Annotated in this window: 22 protein-coding genes; 13 read left to right on the top strand and 9 right to left on the bottom strand. The window is 67.3% G+C overall.

The window, feature by feature from the left end:
* Positions 1-43: 43 nt before the first annotated feature.
* From AOZ06_RS41755 to AOZ06_RS41730, 6 genes are all read right to left on the bottom strand, one after another.
* Complete coding sequence (locus tag AOZ06_RS41755; RefSeq protein WP_054294422.1) at positions 44-784, bottom strand: hypothetical protein; 741 nt, start codon at positions 782-784, stop codon at positions 44-46.
* Positions 781-1263, bottom strand: a complete 483-nt coding sequence (locus AOZ06_RS41750; protein WP_054294421.1) for a YbaB/EbfC family nucleoid-associated protein — start codon at positions 1261-1263, stop codon at positions 781-783. The genes AOZ06_RS41755 and AOZ06_RS41750 overlap by 4 nt, the downstream gene beginning before the upstream one ends.
* The gene (locus tag AOZ06_RS41745; RefSeq protein WP_054294420.1) at positions 1260-1772 is read right to left on the bottom strand and encodes a hypothetical protein; all 513 of its coding nucleotides are present in this window, start codon (positions 1770-1772) and stop codon (positions 1260-1262) included. Before AOZ06_RS41745 ends, AOZ06_RS41750 begins: the two co-directional genes overlap by 4 nt.
* Positions 1773-1793: 21 nt before the next feature.
* The gene (locus AOZ06_RS41740; RefSeq protein ID WP_054294419.1) at positions 1794-3164 is read right to left on the bottom strand and encodes a putative T7SS-secreted protein; all 1371 of its coding nucleotides are present in this window, start codon (positions 3162-3164) and stop codon (positions 1794-1796) included.
* Complete coding sequence (locus tag AOZ06_RS41735) at positions 3164-3598, bottom strand: hypothetical protein (protein ID WP_157233536.1); 435 nt, start codon at positions 3596-3598, stop codon at positions 3164-3166. The genes AOZ06_RS41740 and AOZ06_RS41735 overlap by 1 nt, the downstream gene beginning before the upstream one ends.
* Before the next feature lie 261 nt (positions 3599-3859).
* Positions 3860-4105 (bottom strand): hypothetical protein, encoded by a 246-nt coding sequence (locus AOZ06_RS41730; protein ID WP_054294417.1) that lies wholly within the window; start codon positions 4103-4105, stop codon positions 3860-3862.
* A gap of 158 nt (positions 4106-4263) precedes the next feature.
* On the opposite strand from AOZ06_RS41730, the gene AOZ06_RS41725 reads away from it, so the two are divergent.
* Together AOZ06_RS41725 and AOZ06_RS41720 are read left to right on the top strand one after the other, a co-directional pair.
* Complete coding sequence (locus AOZ06_RS41725) at positions 4264-5091, top strand: helix-turn-helix domain-containing protein (protein WP_169799057.1); 828 nt, start codon at positions 4264-4266, stop codon at positions 5089-5091.
* The gene (locus AOZ06_RS41720; RefSeq protein ID WP_054294415.1) at positions 5088-5294 is read left to right on the top strand and encodes a DUF397 domain-containing protein; all 207 of its coding nucleotides are present in this window, start codon (positions 5088-5090) and stop codon (positions 5292-5294) included. Before AOZ06_RS41725 ends, AOZ06_RS41720 begins: the two co-directional genes overlap by 4 nt.
* A 115-nt stretch (positions 5295-5409) precedes the next feature.
* Here AOZ06_RS41720 and AOZ06_RS41715 read toward each other — a convergent pair whose 3' ends face one another.
* Together AOZ06_RS41715 and AOZ06_RS41710 are read right to left on the bottom strand one after the other, a co-directional pair.
* Positions 5410-5613 carry a hypothetical protein gene (locus tag AOZ06_RS41715; protein WP_054294414.1) on the bottom strand — a complete coding sequence of 68 codons (204 nt, stop codon included), beginning with the start codon at positions 5611-5613 and terminating at the stop codon, positions 5410-5412.
* A 198-nt stretch (positions 5614-5811) separates the two neighbouring features.
* Entirely contained in the window at positions 5812-6501 is a 690-nt protein-coding gene (locus tag AOZ06_RS41710; protein WP_054294413.1) for a GntR family transcriptional regulator, read from the bottom strand.
* 123 nt (positions 6502-6624) lie between these two features.
* On the opposite strand from AOZ06_RS41710, the gene AOZ06_RS41705 reads away from it, so the two are divergent.
* The 11 genes from AOZ06_RS41705 to AOZ06_RS41655 all read left to right on the top strand — a co-directional run bounded on the left by AOZ06_RS41705 (position 6625) and on the right by AOZ06_RS41655 (position 17172).
* Positions 6625-7581 carry a phosphoglycerate dehydrogenase gene (locus AOZ06_RS41705; RefSeq protein WP_054294412.1) on the top strand — a complete coding sequence of 319 codons (957 nt, stop codon included), beginning with the start codon at positions 6625-6627 and terminating at the stop codon, positions 7579-7581.
* A complete protein-coding gene (locus tag AOZ06_RS41700) occupies positions 7581-8294 on the top strand; it encodes a hydroxypyruvate isomerase family protein (RefSeq protein ID WP_054294411.1) in 714 nt (237 codons plus the stop codon). Before AOZ06_RS41705 ends, AOZ06_RS41700 begins: the two co-directional genes overlap by 1 nt.
* The gene (locus tag AOZ06_RS41695) at positions 8291-8851 is read left to right on the top strand and encodes a hypothetical protein (protein WP_054294410.1); all 561 of its coding nucleotides are present in this window, start codon (positions 8291-8293) and stop codon (positions 8849-8851) included. Before AOZ06_RS41700 ends, AOZ06_RS41695 begins: the two co-directional genes overlap by 4 nt.
* Positions 8848-10071 (top strand): 3-oxo-tetronate kinase, encoded by a 1224-nt coding sequence (gene otnK, locus AOZ06_RS41690; protein ID WP_054294409.1) that lies wholly within the window; start codon positions 8848-8850, stop codon positions 10069-10071. The genes AOZ06_RS41695 and otnK overlap by 4 nt, the downstream gene beginning before the upstream one ends.
* Positions 10068-10682: a class II aldolase/adducin family protein gene (locus tag AOZ06_RS41685; RefSeq protein ID WP_054294408.1), complete on the top strand. Its 615-nt coding sequence runs from the start codon at positions 10068-10070 to the stop codon at positions 10680-10682. Before otnK ends, AOZ06_RS41685 begins: the two co-directional genes overlap by 4 nt.
* Positions 10683-10698: 16 nt before the next feature.
* Positions 10699-11364 (top strand): molybdate ABC transporter substrate-binding protein, encoded by a 666-nt coding sequence (locus AOZ06_RS41680; RefSeq protein WP_054294407.1) that lies wholly within the window; start codon positions 10699-10701, stop codon positions 11362-11364.
* A complete protein-coding gene (locus AOZ06_RS41675; protein WP_054294406.1) occupies positions 11364-12701 on the top strand; it encodes a TRAP transporter large permease subunit in 1338 nt (445 codons plus the stop codon). The genes AOZ06_RS41680 and AOZ06_RS41675 overlap by 1 nt, the downstream gene beginning before the upstream one ends.
* Positions 12702-12712: 11 nt before the next feature.
* A complete protein-coding gene (locus tag AOZ06_RS41670) occupies positions 12713-12937 on the top strand; it encodes a hypothetical protein (RefSeq protein WP_054297309.1) in 225 nt (74 codons plus the stop codon).
* Positions 12938-13007: 70 nt separating this feature from the next.
* Complete coding sequence (locus tag AOZ06_RS41665; protein WP_054294405.1) at positions 13008-13223, top strand: AraC family transcriptional regulator; 216 nt, start codon at positions 13008-13010, stop codon at positions 13221-13223.
* Between the two features lie 291 nt (positions 13224-13514).
* Positions 13515-16835: a fibronectin type III domain-containing protein gene (locus tag AOZ06_RS41660; RefSeq protein ID WP_083472284.1), complete on the top strand. Its 3321-nt coding sequence runs from the start codon at positions 13515-13517 to the stop codon at positions 16833-16835.
* A gap of 148 nt (positions 16836-16983) precedes the next feature.
* Positions 16984-17172 carry a 2-hydroxymuconate tautomerase gene (locus AOZ06_RS41655; RefSeq protein ID WP_054294404.1) on the top strand — a complete coding sequence of 63 codons (189 nt, stop codon included), beginning with the start codon at positions 16984-16986 and terminating at the stop codon, positions 17170-17172.
* A gap of 324 nt (positions 17173-17496) precedes the next feature.
* Here AOZ06_RS41655 and AOZ06_RS41650 read toward each other — a convergent pair whose 3' ends face one another.
* The gene (locus AOZ06_RS41650; RefSeq protein WP_083472547.1) at positions 17497-18633 is read right to left on the bottom strand and encodes an IS701 family transposase; all 1137 of its coding nucleotides are present in this window, start codon (positions 18631-18633) and stop codon (positions 17497-17499) included.
* Positions 18634-19671 lie beyond the last annotated feature (1038 nt).

The raw sequence follows: 19671 nt of genomic DNA, 5'->3' as shown, positions 1-19671 counted from the left end.
AACCCCGCCGGCACGAGCGGTCAGTGAAGCCACAGCGCTGTGGTCATGTCCAGACCTGCTGCGGGATCCGGTCGAGGATGTCGCACCGCAGATCCAGCGCGCCCGTGAGCGGGCCGGGGTCGCGGTGGTCCGGGACGATGTCACCGACCACTTCCAGCTGCTGCCCGCGGATCCAGAAGCCCTGGAACGTGCGCGAGTCGGTCAGCAGGAAGTCGATCAGCTGCGGCGACAGGACATCACGCGCGAACTGCTCGTTCTCCGCGGTGACCTGGTAGCGGGCGTCGAACTCGCGGTGCCCGATCGCCAGGTCACCGACGCCGAGCGCGGAGCCGATGCTGCTCTGCAGCCTCGGTACGGACCGCACGTCCAGCGTCGGCCTCGGCACCGGCGTGCGCACCCAGATCGCGTGCTGGTCGTGCATGCTGCCCGGACCGTTGCTGTCCGGCGGATCCTTGATGTGGAACCGCGCGGCCATGAACGGCCTGCCCCGGTGCTGGCCGGTGACGACCTCGTGCGCCCGCACGGCGCTCGGCTGCCGGTCGAAGCCGATCACTGTCGCCGACAGCGGGGCGTACTGCTGGACCTCGTCGAACACCTGGTTGTAGCTGTCCGCGCGTTCCTCGTAGTGCCAGCCACGGCTGGGCGCTTCCGCGTCGAGGCGGGTGAGGACGCCTTCGACTGACTCCTTGTAGTCCTTGCGCAGCCAGATCATCATCCAGGTGAGCAGCCCGCCGACGATGACGAGACCGCCGACGACGATCGCGATGATCGCTACCGGGCTCAACGGCGCATTCCCTGGTAGATGTCGAAACCGTCCTCGTAGTCGTCGTATCCGGCCCGGGACGACGCCGGCGCCTGCCGCAGCACCTGCACCCCGGGGTCGGGCGTCGGCTTGTCGCCGAACGTCCGCTCCTCCTCCGACAGCACCCGGTCAAGGAGTTCCGACCCGCCCAGCCCGCGTCGGACCACCTCTGCCTGTGCGCGTGCCGCGTCCGCCTGCGCCCTGGCGATGGTGTGCATCACCGTCTTGGCCAGCAGGTCCGCGGTCGCGGTCTTGAACGACTCGTCGAACGAGATCGACTTGACCGAGCCGCCCGCACCGGCGACGACGGTGACCATGCCGTCGGGCGACGACGCGGTCCCGTCGACGGCCTTCAGCTCCTCGGTCATCTGCTTGTACGACTCGGCGCGCAGCCGGTTGTCGGCGGCGGCCTGGTCGATCGCCTGGATCCGCTGTGCCAGGCGCTGCGGCCACTCGGTCATCGGTAGCCCCCGTTGTTGTTCTGCGCGCCCGTGTCCGGCCGCACGGTCTCGATGAACTGCTGGAAGTCGCTGACCACGCGCTCGAACTCGTCGGAGTCCGCGGTCAGCACGAGGTGCAGCACCGCCTGCTGCTGCGGGTTGCGCACGTCCTGCATGCCGAGGAACACCTGCAGCTGGGCGACGTCCATCTGCCTGCCGTTGGCCACGATCAACATCCGCACCGCCTGCGTCAGGCCGGGGTTCTCCGGCGTGCCGTGCTCGCTGCGCTTGCCGACCTTCATCTGCGCGACCTCGGCCTGCAGTTTGGCCAGTGCCTCGTCGGCGATGTCGGTGAGCGGCACGTCCGGCCTGACCTCGCCGGAGATCGTGATGTTCGACGTGAACCCGTTGACCGCGGGTGGTTTCAGCGCGACGAACGCGACGTTCGGCGAACCGACCTCATCCGGTGGGGCCGCCTGCCAGCCCGTGGGCAGCGAGAACTCGATCGGTACCGGAATCGTGGTTGCCATACCGTTGGATCTCCATCCGTTCTACAGTCCGAAGAAGTTCTTGACGCCCTTGGCGGCGTTGCCGATGCCGTCGTCGATCGCCTTGCCCGCGCTGCTGATGCCGTCGCCGACCGCACCAGCCACATCGGACACCGTATCGACGACCTTGCCCGGGTCGACGCTGACGTCGAAGCCGAGCTTCGCACCGACGCCGAGCCCGAGGCCGACCGACGCGCCGATGTGGAACTTCCCGTCGTTGCCCATGCCCAGCTGGGCGGAGGCCTCAGCGCCCGCACCGGCCCACGCCTCGCCGTGCACACCGGCACCGACACCGCCGACCTCGGCGCCGATGTCGCCTTCGGCCTTCGCACCGGCGAAGGCACCGGCGCTGACGTCCGCGCCGCCCCAGCCGATGTTGGCCTCGGCCTCGGCGTTGGCGCCGACGAACCCTTCGGCCTTGCCGGACACGCTGGCGTGGTCGCCCCAGCCGACCGTGCCCTCGGCACTGGCCTTGGCCAGGTACGCCTCGGCGCTGGCACCGGCGGTCAGACCGTCCGGGCCCCACTTGGCGTGCGCTTCCGCGCCCGCGCCGAGCACGTCGATACCGGCCTTGCCGCTGCCGTTGAAGGTGCCGTTGTCGAACTTGCCCTCGGCCTCGGCGCCCCAGACCTTGGCCTCGGCCGCGGCCTTCCACTCGCCCTCGGGGATGTCGATGCCCAGCTGCTTGAGCGCGCCCGACATCAGGCCGCCGAAGACGTCGCCGAGCCCGCCCTGGTTCTGGCTGCCGAACTCGCGGTTGTAGCTCTTGCCACCGGGGCCCTTGTGCCAGCCTGGCTTGTTGGGGTTGTGGCCGTCGACGCCGAAACCGCGCTCGTTGCCGACCTGCTTGGTGTACTTGCCTTCGCCGTTGTCCTGCATGCCGAACATCTCCGCGATCGAGCCGCCGGCCGAAGCCAGCTGCTCACGGGCGTTCTGCAGGACCGTCTGCGCGTTGTGGAACGCGGCCGCGGCCGGATCGGTGAACGGGGTGACCACACCGTTCTGTGCCGCGTTCAGCGCGTCCGCGGCTGCCGCGCGGGAGGCCGCCATGGCCTCGGTGTACATCTCGATCGCACGCTGGGCCTCGCCCTGCGCCCACGTGAGCGTGTCGCCGAAGTCGGCGAGGGCCTGGCCGCCGAGGCCCATGTCCTCGACCGCCTGCATCCACTTGGGAGGTTCCTGGCCGAACATCTCCAGGAAGCTGTTCGCGGCCTGGCCGGTCCACTCGACCACGTCGACCGAGCCGAGGTCCTGGCCGACCGAGCCGACCTGCTTGACGGTGTCGACCAGCGCCTGCAGGTCGGAGGAGATCGCCTCGGGCATCCCGGGGATGAGCGCGCGGGGGTCGAGGGTCTGGCCGAGTTCGGCGGCCATCAGAACACCATCCGTCCGGGTCCGGTCGGGTTGCCACCCGGAGCTGATTCTTGGTGACCGCCGGGGTTGAGCCGCCCGGAGATGCTCGGTGCGATGCCGATGGCGCCGCCGGTGAGACCGCCCTCGCTGGTGCCGCCGCCGTCGAACATGTCGCCGACCTTGCCGAGGATGTCGCCGACGCCGGTTTCCCTCTCCAGGTAGGAGGTGGCGGCGGTGATCAGGTTGTCGCCGTGACCGTCCGCCTTGGCCTTGAGGTCGTCGACGTACTTCTTCATGTCCTCGATGAACACAGACCAGCCCTGCTGGACACCAGGGTGTCCGTAGTCCCCGCTCGGAGGTTGCCAGACGGCGCCGGCGACTTTGCCGACCACGTCACCGATCTTGTTGGCGGCGGTGCGTAGCTCCTCGGGAACTGTCCCAAACCCATCGGGCATGACGGCCTTCACCCCAGTCGTATCGAATGCCCCGTGCGATCGCTCCGACGCACCCCACCTGGCCGCGGTTCCGTCGAAGTTTCACCCGTTTGAGGTTTTCTACCAGACACCGGTGGGACTTGATGGGTCGAACGGCCGAATCATCACCACCGAATGGCGGTTGACCAGCGGGTTTCAGTCGAGGATTAACCACGCGTTCGGATGGAGGGAGCGCATGGCGCACAAGCGGTCCGAAAGGGACGTCCCGGGATGTCGCGGCGGTTATCCCCCGGTCGGCGCGGACCGTCGAGCCGCCTCCGCTTCGGTCCCCGTCTCGATCGCGCCGCGCAGCCGCCGCGCGCCCTCGGCGGCGAGGTCGCTGAGGCGTTCCAGGCTTGCCACGTCGAAGAACTCGAGCGTGATCAGCTCCCCGCCGAACATGATCGACACGACCGGGTCGTCCGGCCGTCGCATGGACATGGCGATCGGTACGTCGTTGGCCACACCCGCGTCCACGAACATCAGCATGGGAACCTCCCTGATCGGCGCGCCGCTACTCGAAGGCGCTCATGAGCGGTTACAATCGCCCCACAGTATGGCTTGACCCGTAGGAATCACGTCAAGTCGATGACACGTTCGTGTACTGCATCCCGAGGAGCCCCATGCCCGTGTCCACGTCTGTCGCCGTGCTGCGCCGCCGCGTCGCGATCGCGCTCCGCCAGCACCGCGAGAACTCCGGCATGACGCAGAAAGAAGTGAGCAGGCGGACCGGCATCGCGGCGAACCGGGTCTACCACTTCGAAGTGATGCGCAGCGTGCCGCCGGACGAGGACCTGATCCGGCTGCTGGAGTTGTACGAGGCGACCGACGAGGCAGCCGAGCTGCTCGCCATCCTCCCGACAGCCCGCAGGAGAACGCCCAGCGAAGCCGCGGCGAACGATCCGGAGCAGTTCAACCTCTACGTGGGCCTGGAAGCCGGAGCGACCCAGATCGAGTCATACGACGCGCTGGTGCTGAAGGGCTTGGTACAGACGGCCGATTACGCCGAAGCCCTGCTTCGCGGTGATACACGAGGTTTGCCGGAGGCGGAGATTCGCCGCCGATTGCGGTTGCGGCTGCGGCGGAAGGAGTTGCTTACTGTCGAGTCGCCGACGCTCCTGTGGCTCGTGGTGCCCCAGCTGGTGCTCGAAGTACCCGTTGGCGGACCGGAAGTGATGCGCGGCCAACTCGCTCATCTGCTGGAACTTGCCAAGTTGCCCAACGTCGAGTTGCGGGTCGTCTCCCGGGATGTTGTGCCCTACCCAGCGCTGCACGGCCCGTTTACCATGATGACGTTCCCGATTCCGGGCGATTCTGGCCTGGTGTATGTCGAGACGCGTGTGCGGGGCTTGTTCTTCGAAGAGCCGGCCGAGCTCCAGGATTACCGGCAGGTGATGAACCACCTGCGGGTTCAGGCCAGGTCGCCGAAGGAGTCCAGCCGGCTGATCGACCAGATCAGGAAGGGAATCCGATGACCACCAGCAGCGACTTCGATCAGGCGGCATGGCGGAAGTCCAGTCGGTCCGCCAGCACGGGTGACTGCGTCGAGTTGGCCCGCACTGAGGCAGGTTTCGGCATCCGTGATTCGAAGAACGCCACTGGCCCGGTGCTCAGGTTGACCGCCGAACAAGGACTCGCGTTCCTCCGCGCGGTCGAAGGCGACCGCCTCGACGGGTGAGCTCTCAGTCGACGTTGGTCCGGGTTACCGCGCTCATCGAGGAAGGACAGCGTGTCCAGGATTTCCGGCGGGACCTCGGGCGGGTTCGGGTACTCGGCCACAGTGCACGAACTGATCAGACATGCGTGCCGCGGCGAGTGACCCTCGTCGTCCTCGGTTGCTGAGCGATCACCCCGCCGGAAGCAACGGGTTGAGTGGACTTGGCTTCGACGAGACGGTACGGCTGGGTGAATCGGGCCAGTGCGACCCAGTCGCCGAAGCCGGGAGCCGGGATGGTCAGCGGCTCACGGTCGAAGTCGGCGTCGACCTCGCCGCCCATACTCCCGCCGTTGAACGGTGTCTGCAGGAAAGTGGCGGGGCCGTCGGCCGGGAACCGGCCTGGTAGCAGGTACGGGCCTGCTTGGTGAACTCGGGTTGATCCGGTGCGCTGTAGTCCGTGCCTCGCAGTACGTCGCGTCCAGCCGCAAGCTCTCGTCCATGCTGCGGACCTTGGGGCTCACCACCGGCAAAAACCGAATCAACGGCTGAGCGAGCTCGCCACGGCGGCGCGATCGCTGAGCACGCGTGCCTTCGCGTTCTCGATGTGCAGGCGCATCTTTGCTGACGCCTCATCCGGATCGCCCGCCACCAACGCGGCGTGCACCGCGCGGTGCTCCTCGGCCGCAAGCCCGGGCGCGCCACGAGCCGAGCCCAGTGTCGCGAAGAACCGGAACCGCTGCACCTGTCCGCCGAGCGACTTGTACGCCGTCTCCAGGAACGGGTTGTCGGCCTGCTTGGCGATCAGCAGGTGGAAGCGTTCGTCGGCCTTCCAGTAGTCGCTGAACACCGCGCTGTCCAGCGTGGCCAGGGTGTCCACCGCGTCGAGAACCGCGTCCAGGAATTCCGGGGTGGTCCGTCGGGCCGCCTCGTACGCCATCGCCGGTTCCAGCACCGCGCGGGCGTCCATCAGCTTGGTCAGCTCGAACTCGGTCAGCAGGGGAGCGACCCGGTAGCCCTTGAGCGCCTCGCGGCGCACCAGGCCGGTGTGCTCCAGCCGGGCGAGGGCTTCGCGCAGTGGGGTCTGGCTGACGTCGAGCTCACGGGACAGCGCGCCGATGTTGACCGGCTCGCCCGCGGTCCACCGGCCGTCGGTGAACTGGCCGAGCAGCACCTCGTACATCTTGTCGGCGAGCGGCTGCCGTTCGGACCTCCGCCGTGGGGACGTCATGAACCCTCCTTCGTCGCTATGAAGATATCCGCCCTCACCTGGGCACTCCCGCGGTGATCAAAACTATAGTATTGACATTAATCCTATAGTATTTACATCTGACCACTGTTGATCAGGGGAAACATGACCAAGCGAGTGCTTGTGACCGCCGCCTACCTCGCGCCGGGCGACGGCGTGGACCGGCTGCTCGGCGACGCCGGGTACGAAGCGGTGTTCGCCACGCCCGCGCGGCGGGAGGCGTCGGGACTGCGGCTGCGAGATGTCGTGGCCGACGTCGACGGGATCGTCGCGGGCACCGACGCGTTCACCGCCGAGGTGCTCGGCGCGGCCCCGAAGCTGAAGGTCATCGGCCGCTGCGGCGCCGGGTACGACAACATCGACGTCGACGCGGCGACCCGCAACGGCGTCGCCGTCACCTTCACCCCCGGTGCCAACCGCCGCTCAGTCGCCGAGCACGTGCTGGCCCTGATGCTCAACTGCGCCAGGGGGATCCCGCAGAACATCGCGTCCATCCACGCGGGCGGCTGGGAGCAGCGCAGCGGCCGTGAACTGGAAGGCGCGACGCTCGGCGTGATCGGGCTCGGTTCGATCGGCAAAACCGTGGCACGCCTCGGCCTCGCGCTCGGCATGCGCGTGATCGCCTTCGACCGCGAACCCGTCCACGAGAACGGTGTGGCGGTCTTGTCCTTCGACGAAGTGCTGCGGCAGTCGGACTTCCTGAGCCTGCACATCTTCCTCAGCCCGGCGACGCGCCACCTGATCGACGCCACCGCGTTGCGGATGATGAAACCGGCGTCGTACCTGATCAACACCGCCCGCGGCGAAGTGGTGGACGAGGACGCCCTCGCCGACGCGCTGGCCAAGGGTGAACTGGCCGGGGCCGCGCTGGATGTCCTGCGTGAGGAACCGTTGCCCGCCACCAGCAAGCTGCGCGAACTGGACAACGTCATCGTCACCGCCCACATCGCGGCCGCCACCGTCGAGGCGCGGTCCAGGTCGAGCCTGATGGCCACCCAGCAGGTGATCGACGTCCTCGACGGCCGCACGCCGAAAAACCTCGTCAACCACGAGGTGATCTGATGCGTCTCGATGCCAACCTCGGATGGTTGTTCACCGAACTGCCCTTCGAACAACGCTTCGACTCGGCGGCGGCAGCCGGGTTCACCGGAGTCGAATACGCCGATCCCTACCCGTACACACCCGCCTGGCTGACCAAGCGCCTGTCCGACGCCGGGCTCAAACAGGTACTGATCAACACCCCGGGTACCTGCATGGACGCGAACTTCCGCGATGGAGTGGACCAAAGCCTCGAATACGCGGTCGAACTGGGCAGTTCGTTCCTGCACCTGGTCGGTGGGACCGTCCCGGACGGAGTCAGCCCGGACCGGGCCTTCGCGCGGTACGTGGGCAACGTCGCGTGGGCCGCCGACCGCGCCACCGGCTGTGGTGTGCAGCTGCTGCTGGAGGCCCAGAGCAAACCGGGGTTCGTCCTGAGCAGCCAGGAACAGGCCGCGGCTGTGGCCGGCGAGATCGGTGTCGGCCTGCTGTTCGACGTCTTCCACGCCCAGGTCATGGAAACCGATCTGCTCGGCTCGCTGACCGAGTCCCTGCCGGTGACCCGCCACGTCCAGATCGGGGACTCGCCCGGCCGCGGCGAGCCGGGAACGGGCGACATCCCGTGGCCCGGGGTCTTCGCCGTCCTCGCGGGTCACGACGGCTGGATCGGCTGCGAGTACCAGCCGGTCGCCGACACCGCCAGCGGACTGAAGTGGATCAAGGAGTTGCTGCCATGAGCCCCCGTATCGCCCTGATCAGCGCCACCACCGCGGCGATCGGCCCGGCCGTGGCCGGGTTGGCGGAGGAGTTCCCGCAGGCGGATCCGTGGAACCTGCTGGACGACAAGCTGTTGCCGGACGCGGAAAGCAGCGGTGGCGTCACGCCTCAGCTGGCCGACCGGGTGCGGCGGCTGATCGCCCACGCGGCCGACTCCGCCGACGCCGTGCTTCTCACGTGTTCGATGTACGGCTTCATCGCCGAGGAATCGTCCGTCATTCCGGTGCTGGCCCCGGATGCGGCGGCTTTCGAGCAAGCACGTGCTCGTCGGAGCCTTCTTGTGGTCGCGTCACTGGAATCGGCGTTGCACGACACCCTGTCCCGGCTGGATCACCCCAATGCGACTGGGGTTGTCTCCAGTCCCGCGGACATCGCGGACGCTTGCCGTGCTCATACCGTGGACGCCGTTCTGCTGGCCCAGTACTCACTGACGCCTTACGCGCCGAAGCTCGACATCCCCGTCATCTCCGGCCCGCGCAGCGCCGCGGCGAAACTGAAGGCGGTGGTCACGACATGATCGGGGCCATCGCGGACGACTACACCGGCGGCACCGACGTCGCCGTGGCGTTGCGGTCCCAGGGACTGCGAACTCTGCTGTTCTTCGGAGTCCCACCTCCCGCCGACTTGCCAGGCCACGACGCCGTGGTCATCGCGTTGAAGACCCGCACGGGCGAGCCCGAACAGGCGGTGGCGCAATCGCTTGCCGCGCTCGACTGGTTGCGCGGCAACGGCACTGACCAGGTCTACTTCAAGTACTGCTCCACCTTCGACTCGACGCCGCTGGGCAACATCGGCCCCGTGCTCGACGCGCTCGCCGACGCCCTGTCAGTCAAAACCGTTGCCATGACACCGAGTTCGCCACATCACGGGCGCACGCAGTACCAGGGACACCTGTTCGTCGGCGGCACACTGCTGGCCGAGTCCCCCATGCGTGACCACCCCGTGAACCCCATGCGCGACTCGTACCTGCCGAGGCTTCTGCGTGCCCAGACCGCCGAGTCAGTCGGCGTGCTGCCGCTGGAAACCGTGCGCAACGGCCTGGCGGACGCTCTGTCGTCGGCCAATGACCGGTACCTGTTCCTCGACGCGGTCGACGACACCGATCTGACCGTGATCGGGCAGGCGTTGCGGCGAGCGCCGCTGGTCGCCGGTGCCGCCGGGCTGGCGCGTGGCCTGGCCACCGCGAGGCCCGGAACCTCGGGCCAGCTGGAGAATCCGCCCGTGACCGGCCCGGCAGCCGTGCTTTCCGGCTCGTGTTCGGCGCGCACGCTCGAACAGATCGCCGCCATGATCAGGGTCGGCAGGCCCGCGTACCGGCTGGATCCGGTGTCCCAGAACGATCCGGACGTGCTCGCGGCCCAGGCGTTGGCGTGGTACGACGCCTTGCCCGGCAGCGCTGCTCCGTTGATCTACTCGTCGATGGGCCCGGTCGACCTCCAGCGAACACAGGAAGTCCTCGGTGTCGAGGAGTCCGCGTGGATTCTGGAGCGAGCGTCCGGGCTGGTGGCCGACGGCCTGGTCCGCCGGGGAGTGCGGCGGTTGATCGTGGCCGGTGGTGAGACGTCCGGCGCGGTTGTCGGCGCGCTCGGCGTGTCCGGTGGTGCGGTCGGGGCGGAGGTGGACGCCGGTGTGCCGTGGATCCACCCGGTCGGCAGGCCGGACCTGGCGCTGCTGCTGAAATCCGGCAACTTCGGTCACGTCGGCCTGCTCGTCACGGCCTCACGGGAGGATGGATGATCCGCGAACGGGACCTGCTGGTGACCGCTGCGCGCTCGCTGTACGCACGCGGCCTCACACACGGCAGTACGGGCAACATCTCGGTCCGAACCGGCGACAAGATCCTTGTCACGCCGACCGGGTGCAAACTGGGCACACTGCTGCCCGGCGAACTGTCCACTATCGACCTCGGCGGTACCCACCTCGACGGGCCGAAACCGTCCAAAGAGGCCTTCCTGCACGCGATCGTCCTGAGGCAACGCCCGGACGCCAATGCCGTGGTGCACACGCATTCGACGTACTCGGCAGCGGTTTCCTGCCTGGCCGACCTCGACCCGGCCGACGCGATCCCAACGCTGACAGCGTATTTCGCGATGCGTGTTGGCAAGCTTCCACTGCTTCCGTACTATGCGCCTGGAGACACAGACATCTCCGCCGCCGTGGCCGCCGCCGCCGCGGATCATCGGGCGTTCCTGCTCAGCAATCACGGACCGGTCATCGCCGGAGCCGATCTCGGCACGGCCATGGACGTGCTCGACGAGATCGAACACACAGCCAAGATATTCCTGCTGCTGCACGGCATGCGCACCCGGCCGCTGACCGAGCGGCAACGGCAGGACCTTGTTCAATGACGAACGGACATCCAGCATGCTCACCTTGTTCAGCGCCCTCGCGGTGAAGAAAGCCCTCGAAACCCTGGTGCCCGGTTTCACGGCGGAAACCGGGATCCCGGTGGAAACCGTGTACGACCCCACCACCGTGCTGATGAAGCGGATCGAAGCGGGGGCGAAGCCGGACGTCGTCATCGCCGTGACCGAAACCCTCGCCGCACTGGGCCGGCCGACCATCCCCATCGCCAGGACCGGCGTCGGCGTCGCGGTCGCCCCTGACGTGTCCATTCCCGACACGTCGACCGTTCCGGCGCTGCGGGAGGCGCTGACCTCGGCCCGTTCGGTCGCGTACTCCCGCACCGGCGCCAGCGGGATCTACTTCGCCTCCCTGATCGAGCACCTCGGCATCGCGGACGAGGTCAACGCCCGCGCGACCGTGGTGGAGAAGGGATTCACCGCGCTCGCCGTCCTCGACGGCCGGGCAGACCTGGCGATCCAGCAGATGAGCGAACTCAAGTTCGTCCCCGAGGCGCGGGTGGTCGGGCCGTTGCCGGAAGAGGTCCAGCACTACAGCGACTTCTCGGTCGCGCTCGGTACCGGCGCGGCCCCTGACGCCGTGCTGCTACGGGACTTCCTCTGTGGACAGTCCGCGAAGGAGGCGTACGCGCGGGCCGGTCTGACACCAGCCGAAGGTGACGTCTGATGAACGCGATCTACGCCTTGGGCGCCTTCATCCTGACCATCATCGTGTGGAACGCCGTGTTCAAGCGGAACATCGGCGAGGCCATGGCCGTCGGGTTCGTCGTCACCGCCGCGTTCGCCGGGGCGGACGCGCTCGCGGTCGGCTGGAAGAGCCTGGTCGACGGGCTCAAGTCGGAGATCACGTTCGCCGCGCTGGCTTTCGTGTTCGTCAGCGAACTGCTCACCCGGACCGGACTCGTCGGCCGGATGGTCGACATCCTCAGCTCGGTCCTCGGCCGCTACCGCGGCGGATCGGCGTACGCCGCGACCGTCGCGTCCGGGCTGTTCGGTGCTGTGGCCCACAACGGCGCCGCGATCGTGGCGACCATCGGCTCGATCACCATACCCTGGATGAAGCGATCCAAGGCGAGCGGCGAGACGGCGGCGCTGGTGCTGTCCGGGAACGCCGGAGTCGGCGCGACCTTTCCCTTCAGCGGGGCGTTCTTCGTCCTGCTCGCGGCGCCGACCGTGCTGCCGGTGCTCAGCGCGGGCGACATCGTGGCCGCGATGTTCGTCACCGGGACCTGGATGGTTCTGATGCGGGTGGTCGTGGCCGCCGTGATCGTCCGCAAACGCGGAGTCGGTGCGATGGCCGCGGCCGACCTCCGTCCACTCCGGACGTCGTTGCGCGCCGGCTGGCCCTCGCTGGTGGTGCTCGGCTCGATCGCGTTGCCGATCATCGTCGCCTCGGGGAGCCTGGTGGCCGACCGGACCGGGCTGGACGCGGACGACGTGATCCCGCTGCTGATCTGGCTGCCGGTCGTGATGCTGCTGGTCGGTTTGGTCGTCGAGCGCAAGGCGCTGCCGCGCGGCCGTTCCCAGTGGTGGTCGCTGCTGGGCGAGGTGAGCCCGAAACTCGGCCTCGTCGGGATGACGATGATCGCGGCCTTCGCCGCGTCGAACGTGCTCAACACGCTCGGGTTGGGAAAACAGCTCACGCCGTACCTGACCGGGCTCACCGGGGTGCCGCAGGTCGTCGCGGCGATCGTGGTCGGCCTGATCATCGTGATCGTCGCCGGTCCGCTGAACACGACGTCCACAGTGGCCGCTGTCGGACCGGTCGCGTTCGTCGCGCTGACCACCGCCGGAATCCACCCGGCGGTGGCCTTCGCCGCCATCCTCGTGTGGGCGTCGTCGGAGGGCTGCTCCCCGCCCGGCGCGGCGCCGCTCTACGTCGCCGCGGGGATCGCGGAGATCAACCCGGTCCGCATCTTCGTCCCCGTGGTGCTCTACTACCTGATCCCGACGCTGATCACCGGCATCCTGCTGGCCGTCGGCATTCTCTGGATCCCGACGTGAAAGTGGCCGACATGCGCACAATCCTGCTGACCGCGTCCCGCGTCCTGCTGGCCGTGTTCCTGATCGGCGGCATCGCCGTCACACTGGGCCAGACCATCGGCATCGTCACCGGCTCCGGCCTCCTGGTGGAACTGTTCGGGACGTCGGTGGCCGACACCGCCTGCGTCACCGCCGGGATCGCGAGCGTCCTGGCATACCTCCTGGTCTACACCGGGGAGAAGATTCAGGAGGACTGAGCAGCCTGCTCGATGAGCTGCTGCGCGCGGGCCGTGTCGTCGGCCAGTGAGGTCACGGGTTCTCCACGGCGTGGATCCGTTCGAACCCACGGGCGCGCAGTTCGGCGCACACGGTCCGGAACACGACTGGTCGGTGGACGAACTGGCCCGCGCCGCCCACCTCCTGCACTCCACAACCGGACCTGTCAGCCGTATCGCCACCACCGTCGGCTACGCCTCCGAAGCCGCCTTCACCCGCACGTACGGCACATCGCCCCGCGCCTGGCGTCTCGCCGAGTCGTCCTGACTCTGCTCCGCATGCCCCCGGTTTTCGTTTCCCCCGACAAAAATCGCCGCCTGGCGCTCATCTGATGACAAACAATCAGCGCGTTGGCAATGCGTGACAAAAGTGTTCTACCTGTACTGATGCTTTTTTCGGGTCTTGCGTCATGCGGTTTCGCTGATTAATTTTGGCCTGTCGTAGCGCGGCTGTAACGTACACGTTCCTTTTCGTCCGTCTGATTTCGCGCGCTCTTCTTACCTGCCGGGAGGATGCTCAGTGATGCCGAGAAGTTCCAGTCGAAGATGGACAAGGGGGATGGCGGCGGCTCTGGCCGCCGGGCTGGTGGTCACCGGCCTGGTCACCGCCTCGTCGCCCGTGCTGGCTGTCCAGGCCCAGCTCACCCAGACCTACAGCTGCCCGTTTCCGTTGATCGGCAACCAGAACGTCACCGTCCAGATCACCGCCGACCAGCCGTCGACCATCGCGACCGGCCAGTTCACGCCGCCGATCAACGTCAAGGCAGTGGCCAACGCGGGCGCGACAGCCACCCAGGGCCTGCGCCTGGTCGGCGCCGAATCCATCCAGGGCGCGGCGCGTGCGACCTCGACCGTGACCGCACCGGCCGACCAGGGCTCGCTGACCGTCCAGGTCCCCACCACCGTGCCCAAGCAGGCGATCCCCGCCGTCGGCAACGACCTCGTCGTGAACGCCGAGGGAAGCGCGCCCGGTCTGCGTTTCGACAAGCCAGGCAAAGCGACGCTGTCGGTCACCTCGCTGGAAATGGAGATGACGCCGCTGCGGGCCGACGGAACCCCCACCGACCTCGGCACGTTCACCTCGGGCTGCACCCTCAACACCGGCCAGCCGACCCTGCTGCACAGCTACGACGTGACCGGCAACCCCGTGACCCCGGAGACGATCGTCGGCCAGGGCAACGTCCCGCCGCTCAAGCAGGCCTACACCTGCCCGTTCCCCCTGATCGGCAACCAGGACGTCACGGTCGACATCGCGGCCACCCTGCCGGCCAAGGTGAAGGTCGGGGACTTCACACCGAAGATCGACATCACGGCGGTGGCGAACGCGGGACCGACCGCGACCCAGGGCCTGCGCCTGGTGAGCGCCGAGACGATCCAAGGCACCGCCCGCGCCACATCCCTGGTCGCGGCCCCACAGGGTCACCTGGCCGTCCAGGTGGCGACGGACGTGCCCAACCAGCCCATCCCGCAGGTCGGCAACCCGTTGATCGTCACCGCGAAGGGCGCGGCACCGGCGCTGAAGTTCGACAAGCCGGGCACAGCAACCCTTTCCGTGCACGACCTGGTGATGGAGATGACGCCGCTGAAGGCCGACGGAACCCCGACCGGCCTGGGCACCTTCACAGCGGACTGCACCCTCAAGGACGGCCAGACCAACGTCCTGCACACCTTCACCGTGGAAGCCGGGGCGGACACCGAGAAGCCCACGGCCCCGCAGAACGTCCGCAAGGGAGACGTCACGACGAGCAGTGTGGCTCTGTCGTGGGACGCGTCGACGGACAACGTTGGTGTGACTGGTTATGAGGTGTTCGTCAACGGCCAGTCGAAGGCGACTGCCACCGGTACGTCGGCCACTGTGGATGGTTTGTCGCCGGATAGTGAGTACGCCTTCACGGTGAAGGCCAAGGATGCCGCGGGCAACGTCTCCGACGCGAGTGCTCCGCTGACCGTGCGCACTTCACCCGCACCTGACACTGTGGCGCCGTCGGTTCCGCAGAACCTGCGCAAGGGTGACGTCACGACGAACAGTGTCGCACTGTTATGGGATGCGTCGACCGACAACGTTGGTGTGACTGGTTATGAGGTGTTCGTCAACGGCCAGTCGAAGGCGACTGCCACCGGCGCGTCGGCCACTGTGGGCGGTTTGTCGCCGGATAGTGAGTATGTTTTTACGGTGGTTGCGAAGGATGCTGCGGGGAATGCTTCTGCTCCGAGTGCTGCGCTGACCGTGCGGACCTCGGCTGCTCCGGATACCGTGGCGCCGACGGTGCCGCAGAACGTGAAGGTCGGCAACGCGACCGAGACCAGCATCGCGCTGTCGTGGGACGCGTCGACGGACAACGTTGGTGTGACTGGTTATGAGGTGTTCGTCAACGGCCAGTCCAAGGCGACCGTCACCGGCGCCTCCGCCACTGTGGATGGTTTGACTGCTGACACCGAGTACACCTTCACGGTGCTGGCGAAGGACGCCGTGGGGAACAAGTCGGCGCAGAGCGCGCCGGTTTCCGGCAAGACATTGGCCTCGCCGGACCGTGAGGCGCCGTCCGTGCCGCAGAACCTGAAGGCGGGCAACGCCACCACAGCCAGCATCAACCTCACCTGGGACGCGTCCACCGACAACGTGGGCGTCACCGGGTACGAGGTCTTCGTCAACGGCCAGTCCGCCACCAGTGTCACCGGTGCCGCCGCCACGATCGAAGGTCTCGCCGAGGACACCGAGTTCACGTTCACGGTGCTGGCGAAGGACGCCGCAGGCAACAAGTCCGCCCAAAGCGCGGCGGTGAAAGCCAGGACACTCAAGAAGCCCGACATCACCCCGCCGAGCGCGCCGACCGGCGTCCGTGCCACCGCGGTGACCGAGACCAGCATCAAGCTGGCCTGGGACGCGTCCACCGACAACGTGGGCGTCACCGGGTACGAAGTGCTCGTCAACGGCACCCCGAAGGCAAGCGGGCCAGGCACCGAGGCGACCATCGACGGCCTCACCCGCGGCACCGCGTACGCCATCACGGTCAAGGCGAAGGACGCCGCAGGCAACGTGTCCGACCCCAGCGCCGAGATCAAGGTGACCACCACCAGCAAGGACACAGAGGCACCTACCGTTCCCGGCAACGTCCGAGCCACCGGGACAACCGAAACCGCCATCACCCTGGCATGGGACGCCTCCACGGACAACGTCGCTGTCGTCGGCTACGAGCTGTACAACGGCGCCGCGAACACCTCCGTCACCGGCACGTCGACGACAGTCGGCGGCCTGACACCGGACACGGAATACACCTTCACCGTCAAGGCGAAGGACGCCGCAGGCAACCTCTCGGCGGCCAGTGCACCGGTGAAGGCCAAGACCAAGCCACGCACCAACAACGAAATCCCGTACGCCTACACCATCAACGGCAAGAGCCGGATCAAGGCAGCCAACGGGACCGTCGCACTGAACGGTGGCATCTCGGTGCTGTTCACACCCGGCACCGGTGCCTTCCAAGGCGACCTGAAACTGGACCCGGCCACCGGCCAGTTCCGGCTGTTCGGCTTCATCCCGGTCTGGGCGAAGATCGAGTTCGCCCCGGCAGGGAAGACCACCGGCACCCTGTCCGCGGACGGCGTGCTGGCGTCGAAGTCGACCGTGACGGTGAAACTGCCGCGGGTCAGCCTGCTCGGCTTCCCGATCAGCTCGTCGCCGACCTGCCAGACCAGCAGGCCGGTCGACGTGCCGCTGGCATCGAAGCCCGGTTTCAACCCGCTGAAGGGCGGCAGTCTCACCGGCAAGTACACCCTGCCCTCGCTGCGCGGCTGCGGCCCGTTGACCAGCCTGGTGAGCGCCTTCACAGAAGGGCCGGGCAACACCGTCGAACTGGCACTGACCCCCAAACCGAAACGCTGAGAAACCAACGGACAGGTGGCCCCGCCGAACCCCCACGGCGGGGCCACCGCCACACCTGACGAGGTCAGCGGCAGCCCAGCCGGGAGCGTGGACTTGACGCCCGGCCACCGGAAAGACTCGAGCGACTCGAGACGAAGGGAAACCGGCCATGCCGATGATCAGTGTCCAGATGTTGTCCGGCCGCACAGCCGAGCAGAAGGCGGCACTCGCCGAACGAGTGACGGACGTCTTCCTGGAGACGTGCGGCAACCCGGGCCAAACCCGCGACGGAATCTGGGTCGTGATCAACGAAGTCCCAGGCGAACACTGGGCCATCGGCGGAAAACTGGACGCCTGACCTCTGCGACCAGTAGTCCGGGGGCGTGGCCGCGGTGGTGGAGGTGTGTGACCACCGCGGCAGTGTTCTGCGGGTGCCGACGCGTCGGAATCCCGTGATCCCGCTGCTGGCGCAGCACAGTTGCGTGTGCTGGTAGAAGCTGACCGCGGTCCTAGTACTGCAACGACAGGTTGTGATGTCCGCGTCTGCGGTAGTGGCTGATACGGGCGCGGGTCTGGCTTGTTCGTCGCCAGTTCGACCAGTGCACGACGTGGCGGATCGTGTGGACCACCGGTGCTGTGATCCGATTCCATAAGCGGCGGATCTCGTTGGCGGACAGCGGAATCAGGGCGCGGTCGGTACCGGATGTGGTGCCCCCTTTTTCGCGGCTTCTCTGGTGATCACCAGAAATGCCGCGGCAGCCATGGACAATGTGATATGCCGGTACCACGCCGCATAACCTCGAACCTGGTAATGGTCCAGCCCGGTCTCGTTCTTGGCGGTCTGGAAGGATTCCTCAATGGCCCAACGAGATCCCGCGACACGTACAAGGCGCTCCAGAGTGGTCTCACCAGGGCCGAAACAGACGTAGTAGGCGATGTCGGTGGGATCGGTCAGGCTGCGGCGAGCCAGCAGCCAATGCCCTCGCTCGGTCAATCGCAGCGGGCGGATATCAACCAGCGCCCAGTCGTACACCCGGTGACCATGAGCACCGTCACCACAACTCATCCGTGTCCATGAGTCCTCGGTCACCTCGGCGATGACCCGATCGACCCGAACCTTGGTCAACTGCATGGTGACCACCATCGAGTTCTTCGCCACCGCCAGGACATGGGCGATGTCCTCGGATTCCAGCCACATCCGCAACTTCGTGTCCACGCCGTAGGCCTCATCGCCGGTGACCCACCCGAACGGCATCCCGCCACGCCTAGCGCGCTCAATCATCCGTCGCGCCAGAACGGGTTTGGTCGCCAGCGTCACCTCATCCGGGATACCGGCCCGGCGGCAGCGCTCCCGATCAGAGATCCACTCCTTGGGCAGGTACAACTCCCGATCGATCAACGCCCGGCCCCGCTCCGAGGCATACGCCAGGAACACACCGATCTGCGAGTTCTCGATCCGACCGGCGGTACCGGAGTACTGACGGGCGACCCCGGCGGACGTGGTCCCCTTCTTCAGAAAGCCAGTCTCATCGACGATCAGCACACCCTGCCGTTCATCACCGAGAACCTCGATCACCGCGCCACGCACCTCATCACGCACACCGTCGGCATCCCAGGCGTAGAAGTTCAGCAACCGCTGCATCCGTTCCGGCCCAGCGTCTCCCACGGCCTCGGCCAGCGTCCAACCATTCTTCCGCTCGGTCTCGCTGAGCAAACCCCGCACATACGACCGCATCTGCCGCCGGGACTCGACCCTGGGAAACCGCGCCGCGAACCGACCCATGAACGCCTCGAAACTTGCCGACCACCCAGTCGCCATCTCTTCCACCAACACCAAGATCAACTACCACGACACGACCACAGATTACAACCTGTCGTTGCAGTACTAGGCAGAGTCACACTATGGGCAGCGCCAGTTCTGCGCCATCGGCAGGAGGTGGTGGCGCAGGTATGGCGGTGACGACTGCTTGTCGGTCATCGCCTGGCCTTTCGTGGTTGATGACGGCACCGTTCGAGAGCTGATCAACCGGCTTCGACGGGACCGATCCTGCTTCGCATAGGCCTTCCCTGGGGCTGCCGCCCTTTCGTTTGTTGATCTCGCCTCCGATGGTGTCGCGCGGCGGCGTTGGTCAACCAGCACAGGCGGCTGCGGTCGTCGCGATTTGCGGGTCGGTTGGCGTGCGCACGGCCGAGCAGGCCTGAGCCTCTCCCTTCTGGATTGCTGTGCCAGTGAAGCCGCGCAGGTAGGCGGTGAGTGTGCGGATCGACGAGTGAGGAAGGGCCGGTCGGCGTTGATCGGGCCTGGTAGCCACGACAAGGTTCTGGCCCGTGCAGGACGTCCTCGCCATTGAGAAGGCAGGCCCTTGGGCATCCGCCCCGGCTGACGAGATCCCCTGCGCGACAAGGAGTACCAGCAATGTTGCCTGCGGGTCAGGGGTGACAGAGGACCGGCGGGCGCGTTTCTGCGAGCTAGGCGCAACAACGGCCGCCTCCATTCAGCCTCTGGCGGGCCTCGTCGGCGAAAGTGGGCAGGTCGAGATGGGTGGCGGCGCGCAGCAGGGCGTACTGGCGGGAGCCAGGTCGTGGGTGCGGCCGGGTTCGGCTGGGTTGAGCCGGATCGGGAACCCGTCGGAGGTGGTTGCCACGGTGATCAGATCGGTGATCAGGCCGGCGTGGATGCGGGTTTGCCGGTGTGTAAGACGCCGATGGGTTTGTGGCGGTGGGTTTGTGGCGGTGGGTTGAGGGTGGTTTCGGCGTGGTGCGATCGGTGCGGGTACTGATCCGGGCGCGTTCAGCCTTGAGTGGGCGGCGACGCTGTGTTCGAGGTCGTGGGTGGCGTGGTGCATGCGTGGGTGGG

The sequence above is a fragment of the Kibdelosporangium phytohabitans genome (genome assembly GCF_001302585.1).
Taxonomy (GTDB): Bacteria; Actinomycetota; Actinomycetes; order Mycobacteriales; family Pseudonocardiaceae; genus Kibdelosporangium; species Kibdelosporangium phytohabitans.
The sequence above is the reverse complement of the archived record's forward strand: the minus strand, read 5'-3'. Positions and strand labels throughout refer to the sequence as shown.

What these genes read in the sequence shown, in the direction of transcription:
- AOZ06_RS41750 (WP_054294421.1), bottom strand. Translation starts at nt 1,263, where the DNA reads ATGACCGAGTGGCCGCAGCGCCTGGCACAGCGGATCCAGGCGATCGAC.
- AOZ06_RS41745 (WP_054294420.1), bottom strand. Translation starts at nt 1,772, where the DNA reads ATGGCAACCACGATTCCGGTACCGATCGAGTTCTCGCTGCCCACGGGC.
- AOZ06_RS41740 (WP_054294419.1), bottom strand. Translation starts at nt 3,164, where the DNA reads ATGGCCGCCGAACTCGGCCAGACCCTCGACCCCCGCGCGCTCATCCCC.
- AOZ06_RS41735 (WP_157233536.1), bottom strand. Translation starts at nt 3,598, where the DNA reads ATGCCCGATGGGTTTGGGACAGTTCCCGAGGAGCTACGCACCGCCGCC.
- AOZ06_RS41730 (WP_054294417.1), bottom strand. Translation starts at nt 4,105, where the DNA reads ATGCTGATGTTCGTGGACGCGGGTGTGGCCAACGACGTACCGATCGCC.
- AOZ06_RS41720 (WP_054294415.1), top strand. Translation starts at nt 5,088, where the DNA reads ATGACCACCAGCAGCGACTTCGATCAGGCGGCATGGCGGAAGTCCAGT.
- AOZ06_RS41715 (WP_054294414.1), bottom strand. Translation starts at nt 5,613, where the DNA reads ATGGGCGGCGAGGTCGACGCCGACTTCGACCGTGAGCCGCTGACCATC.
- AOZ06_RS41710 (WP_054294413.1), bottom strand. Translation starts at nt 6,501, where the DNA reads ATGACGTCCCCACGGCGGAGGTCCGAACGGCAGCCGCTCGCCGACAAG.
- AOZ06_RS41705 (WP_054294412.1), top strand. Translation starts at nt 6,625, where the DNA reads ATGACCAAGCGAGTGCTTGTGACCGCCGCCTACCTCGCGCCGGGCGAC.
- AOZ06_RS41700 (WP_054294411.1), top strand. Translation starts at nt 7,581, where the DNA reads ATGCGTCTCGATGCCAACCTCGGATGGTTGTTCACCGAACTGCCCTTC.
- AOZ06_RS41695 (WP_054294410.1), top strand. Translation starts at nt 8,291, where the DNA reads ATGAGCCCCCGTATCGCCCTGATCAGCGCCACCACCGCGGCGATCGGC.
- otnK (WP_054294409.1), top strand. Translation starts at nt 8,848, where the DNA reads ATGATCGGGGCCATCGCGGACGACTACACCGGCGGCACCGACGTCGCC.
- AOZ06_RS41685 (WP_054294408.1), top strand. Translation starts at nt 10,068, where the DNA reads ATGATCCGCGAACGGGACCTGCTGGTGACCGCTGCGCGCTCGCTGTAC.
- AOZ06_RS41680 (WP_054294407.1), top strand. Translation starts at nt 10,699, where the DNA reads ATGCTCACCTTGTTCAGCGCCCTCGCGGTGAAGAAAGCCCTCGAAACC.
- AOZ06_RS41675 (WP_054294406.1), top strand. Translation starts at nt 11,364, where the DNA reads ATGAACGCGATCTACGCCTTGGGCGCCTTCATCCTGACCATCATCGTG.
- AOZ06_RS41670 (WP_054297309.1), top strand. Translation starts at nt 12,713, where the DNA reads ATGCGCACAATCCTGCTGACCGCGTCCCGCGTCCTGCTGGCCGTGTTC.
- AOZ06_RS41660 (WP_083472284.1), top strand. Translation starts at nt 13,515, where the DNA reads ATGGCGGCGGCTCTGGCCGCCGGGCTGGTGGTCACCGGCCTGGTCACC.
- AOZ06_RS41655 (WP_054294404.1), top strand. Translation starts at nt 16,984, where the DNA reads ATGCCGATGATCAGTGTCCAGATGTTGTCCGGCCGCACAGCCGAGCAG.
- AOZ06_RS41650 (WP_083472547.1), bottom strand. Translation starts at nt 18,633, where the DNA reads ATGGCGACTGGGTGGTCGGCAAGTTTCGAGGCGTTCATGGGTCGGTTC.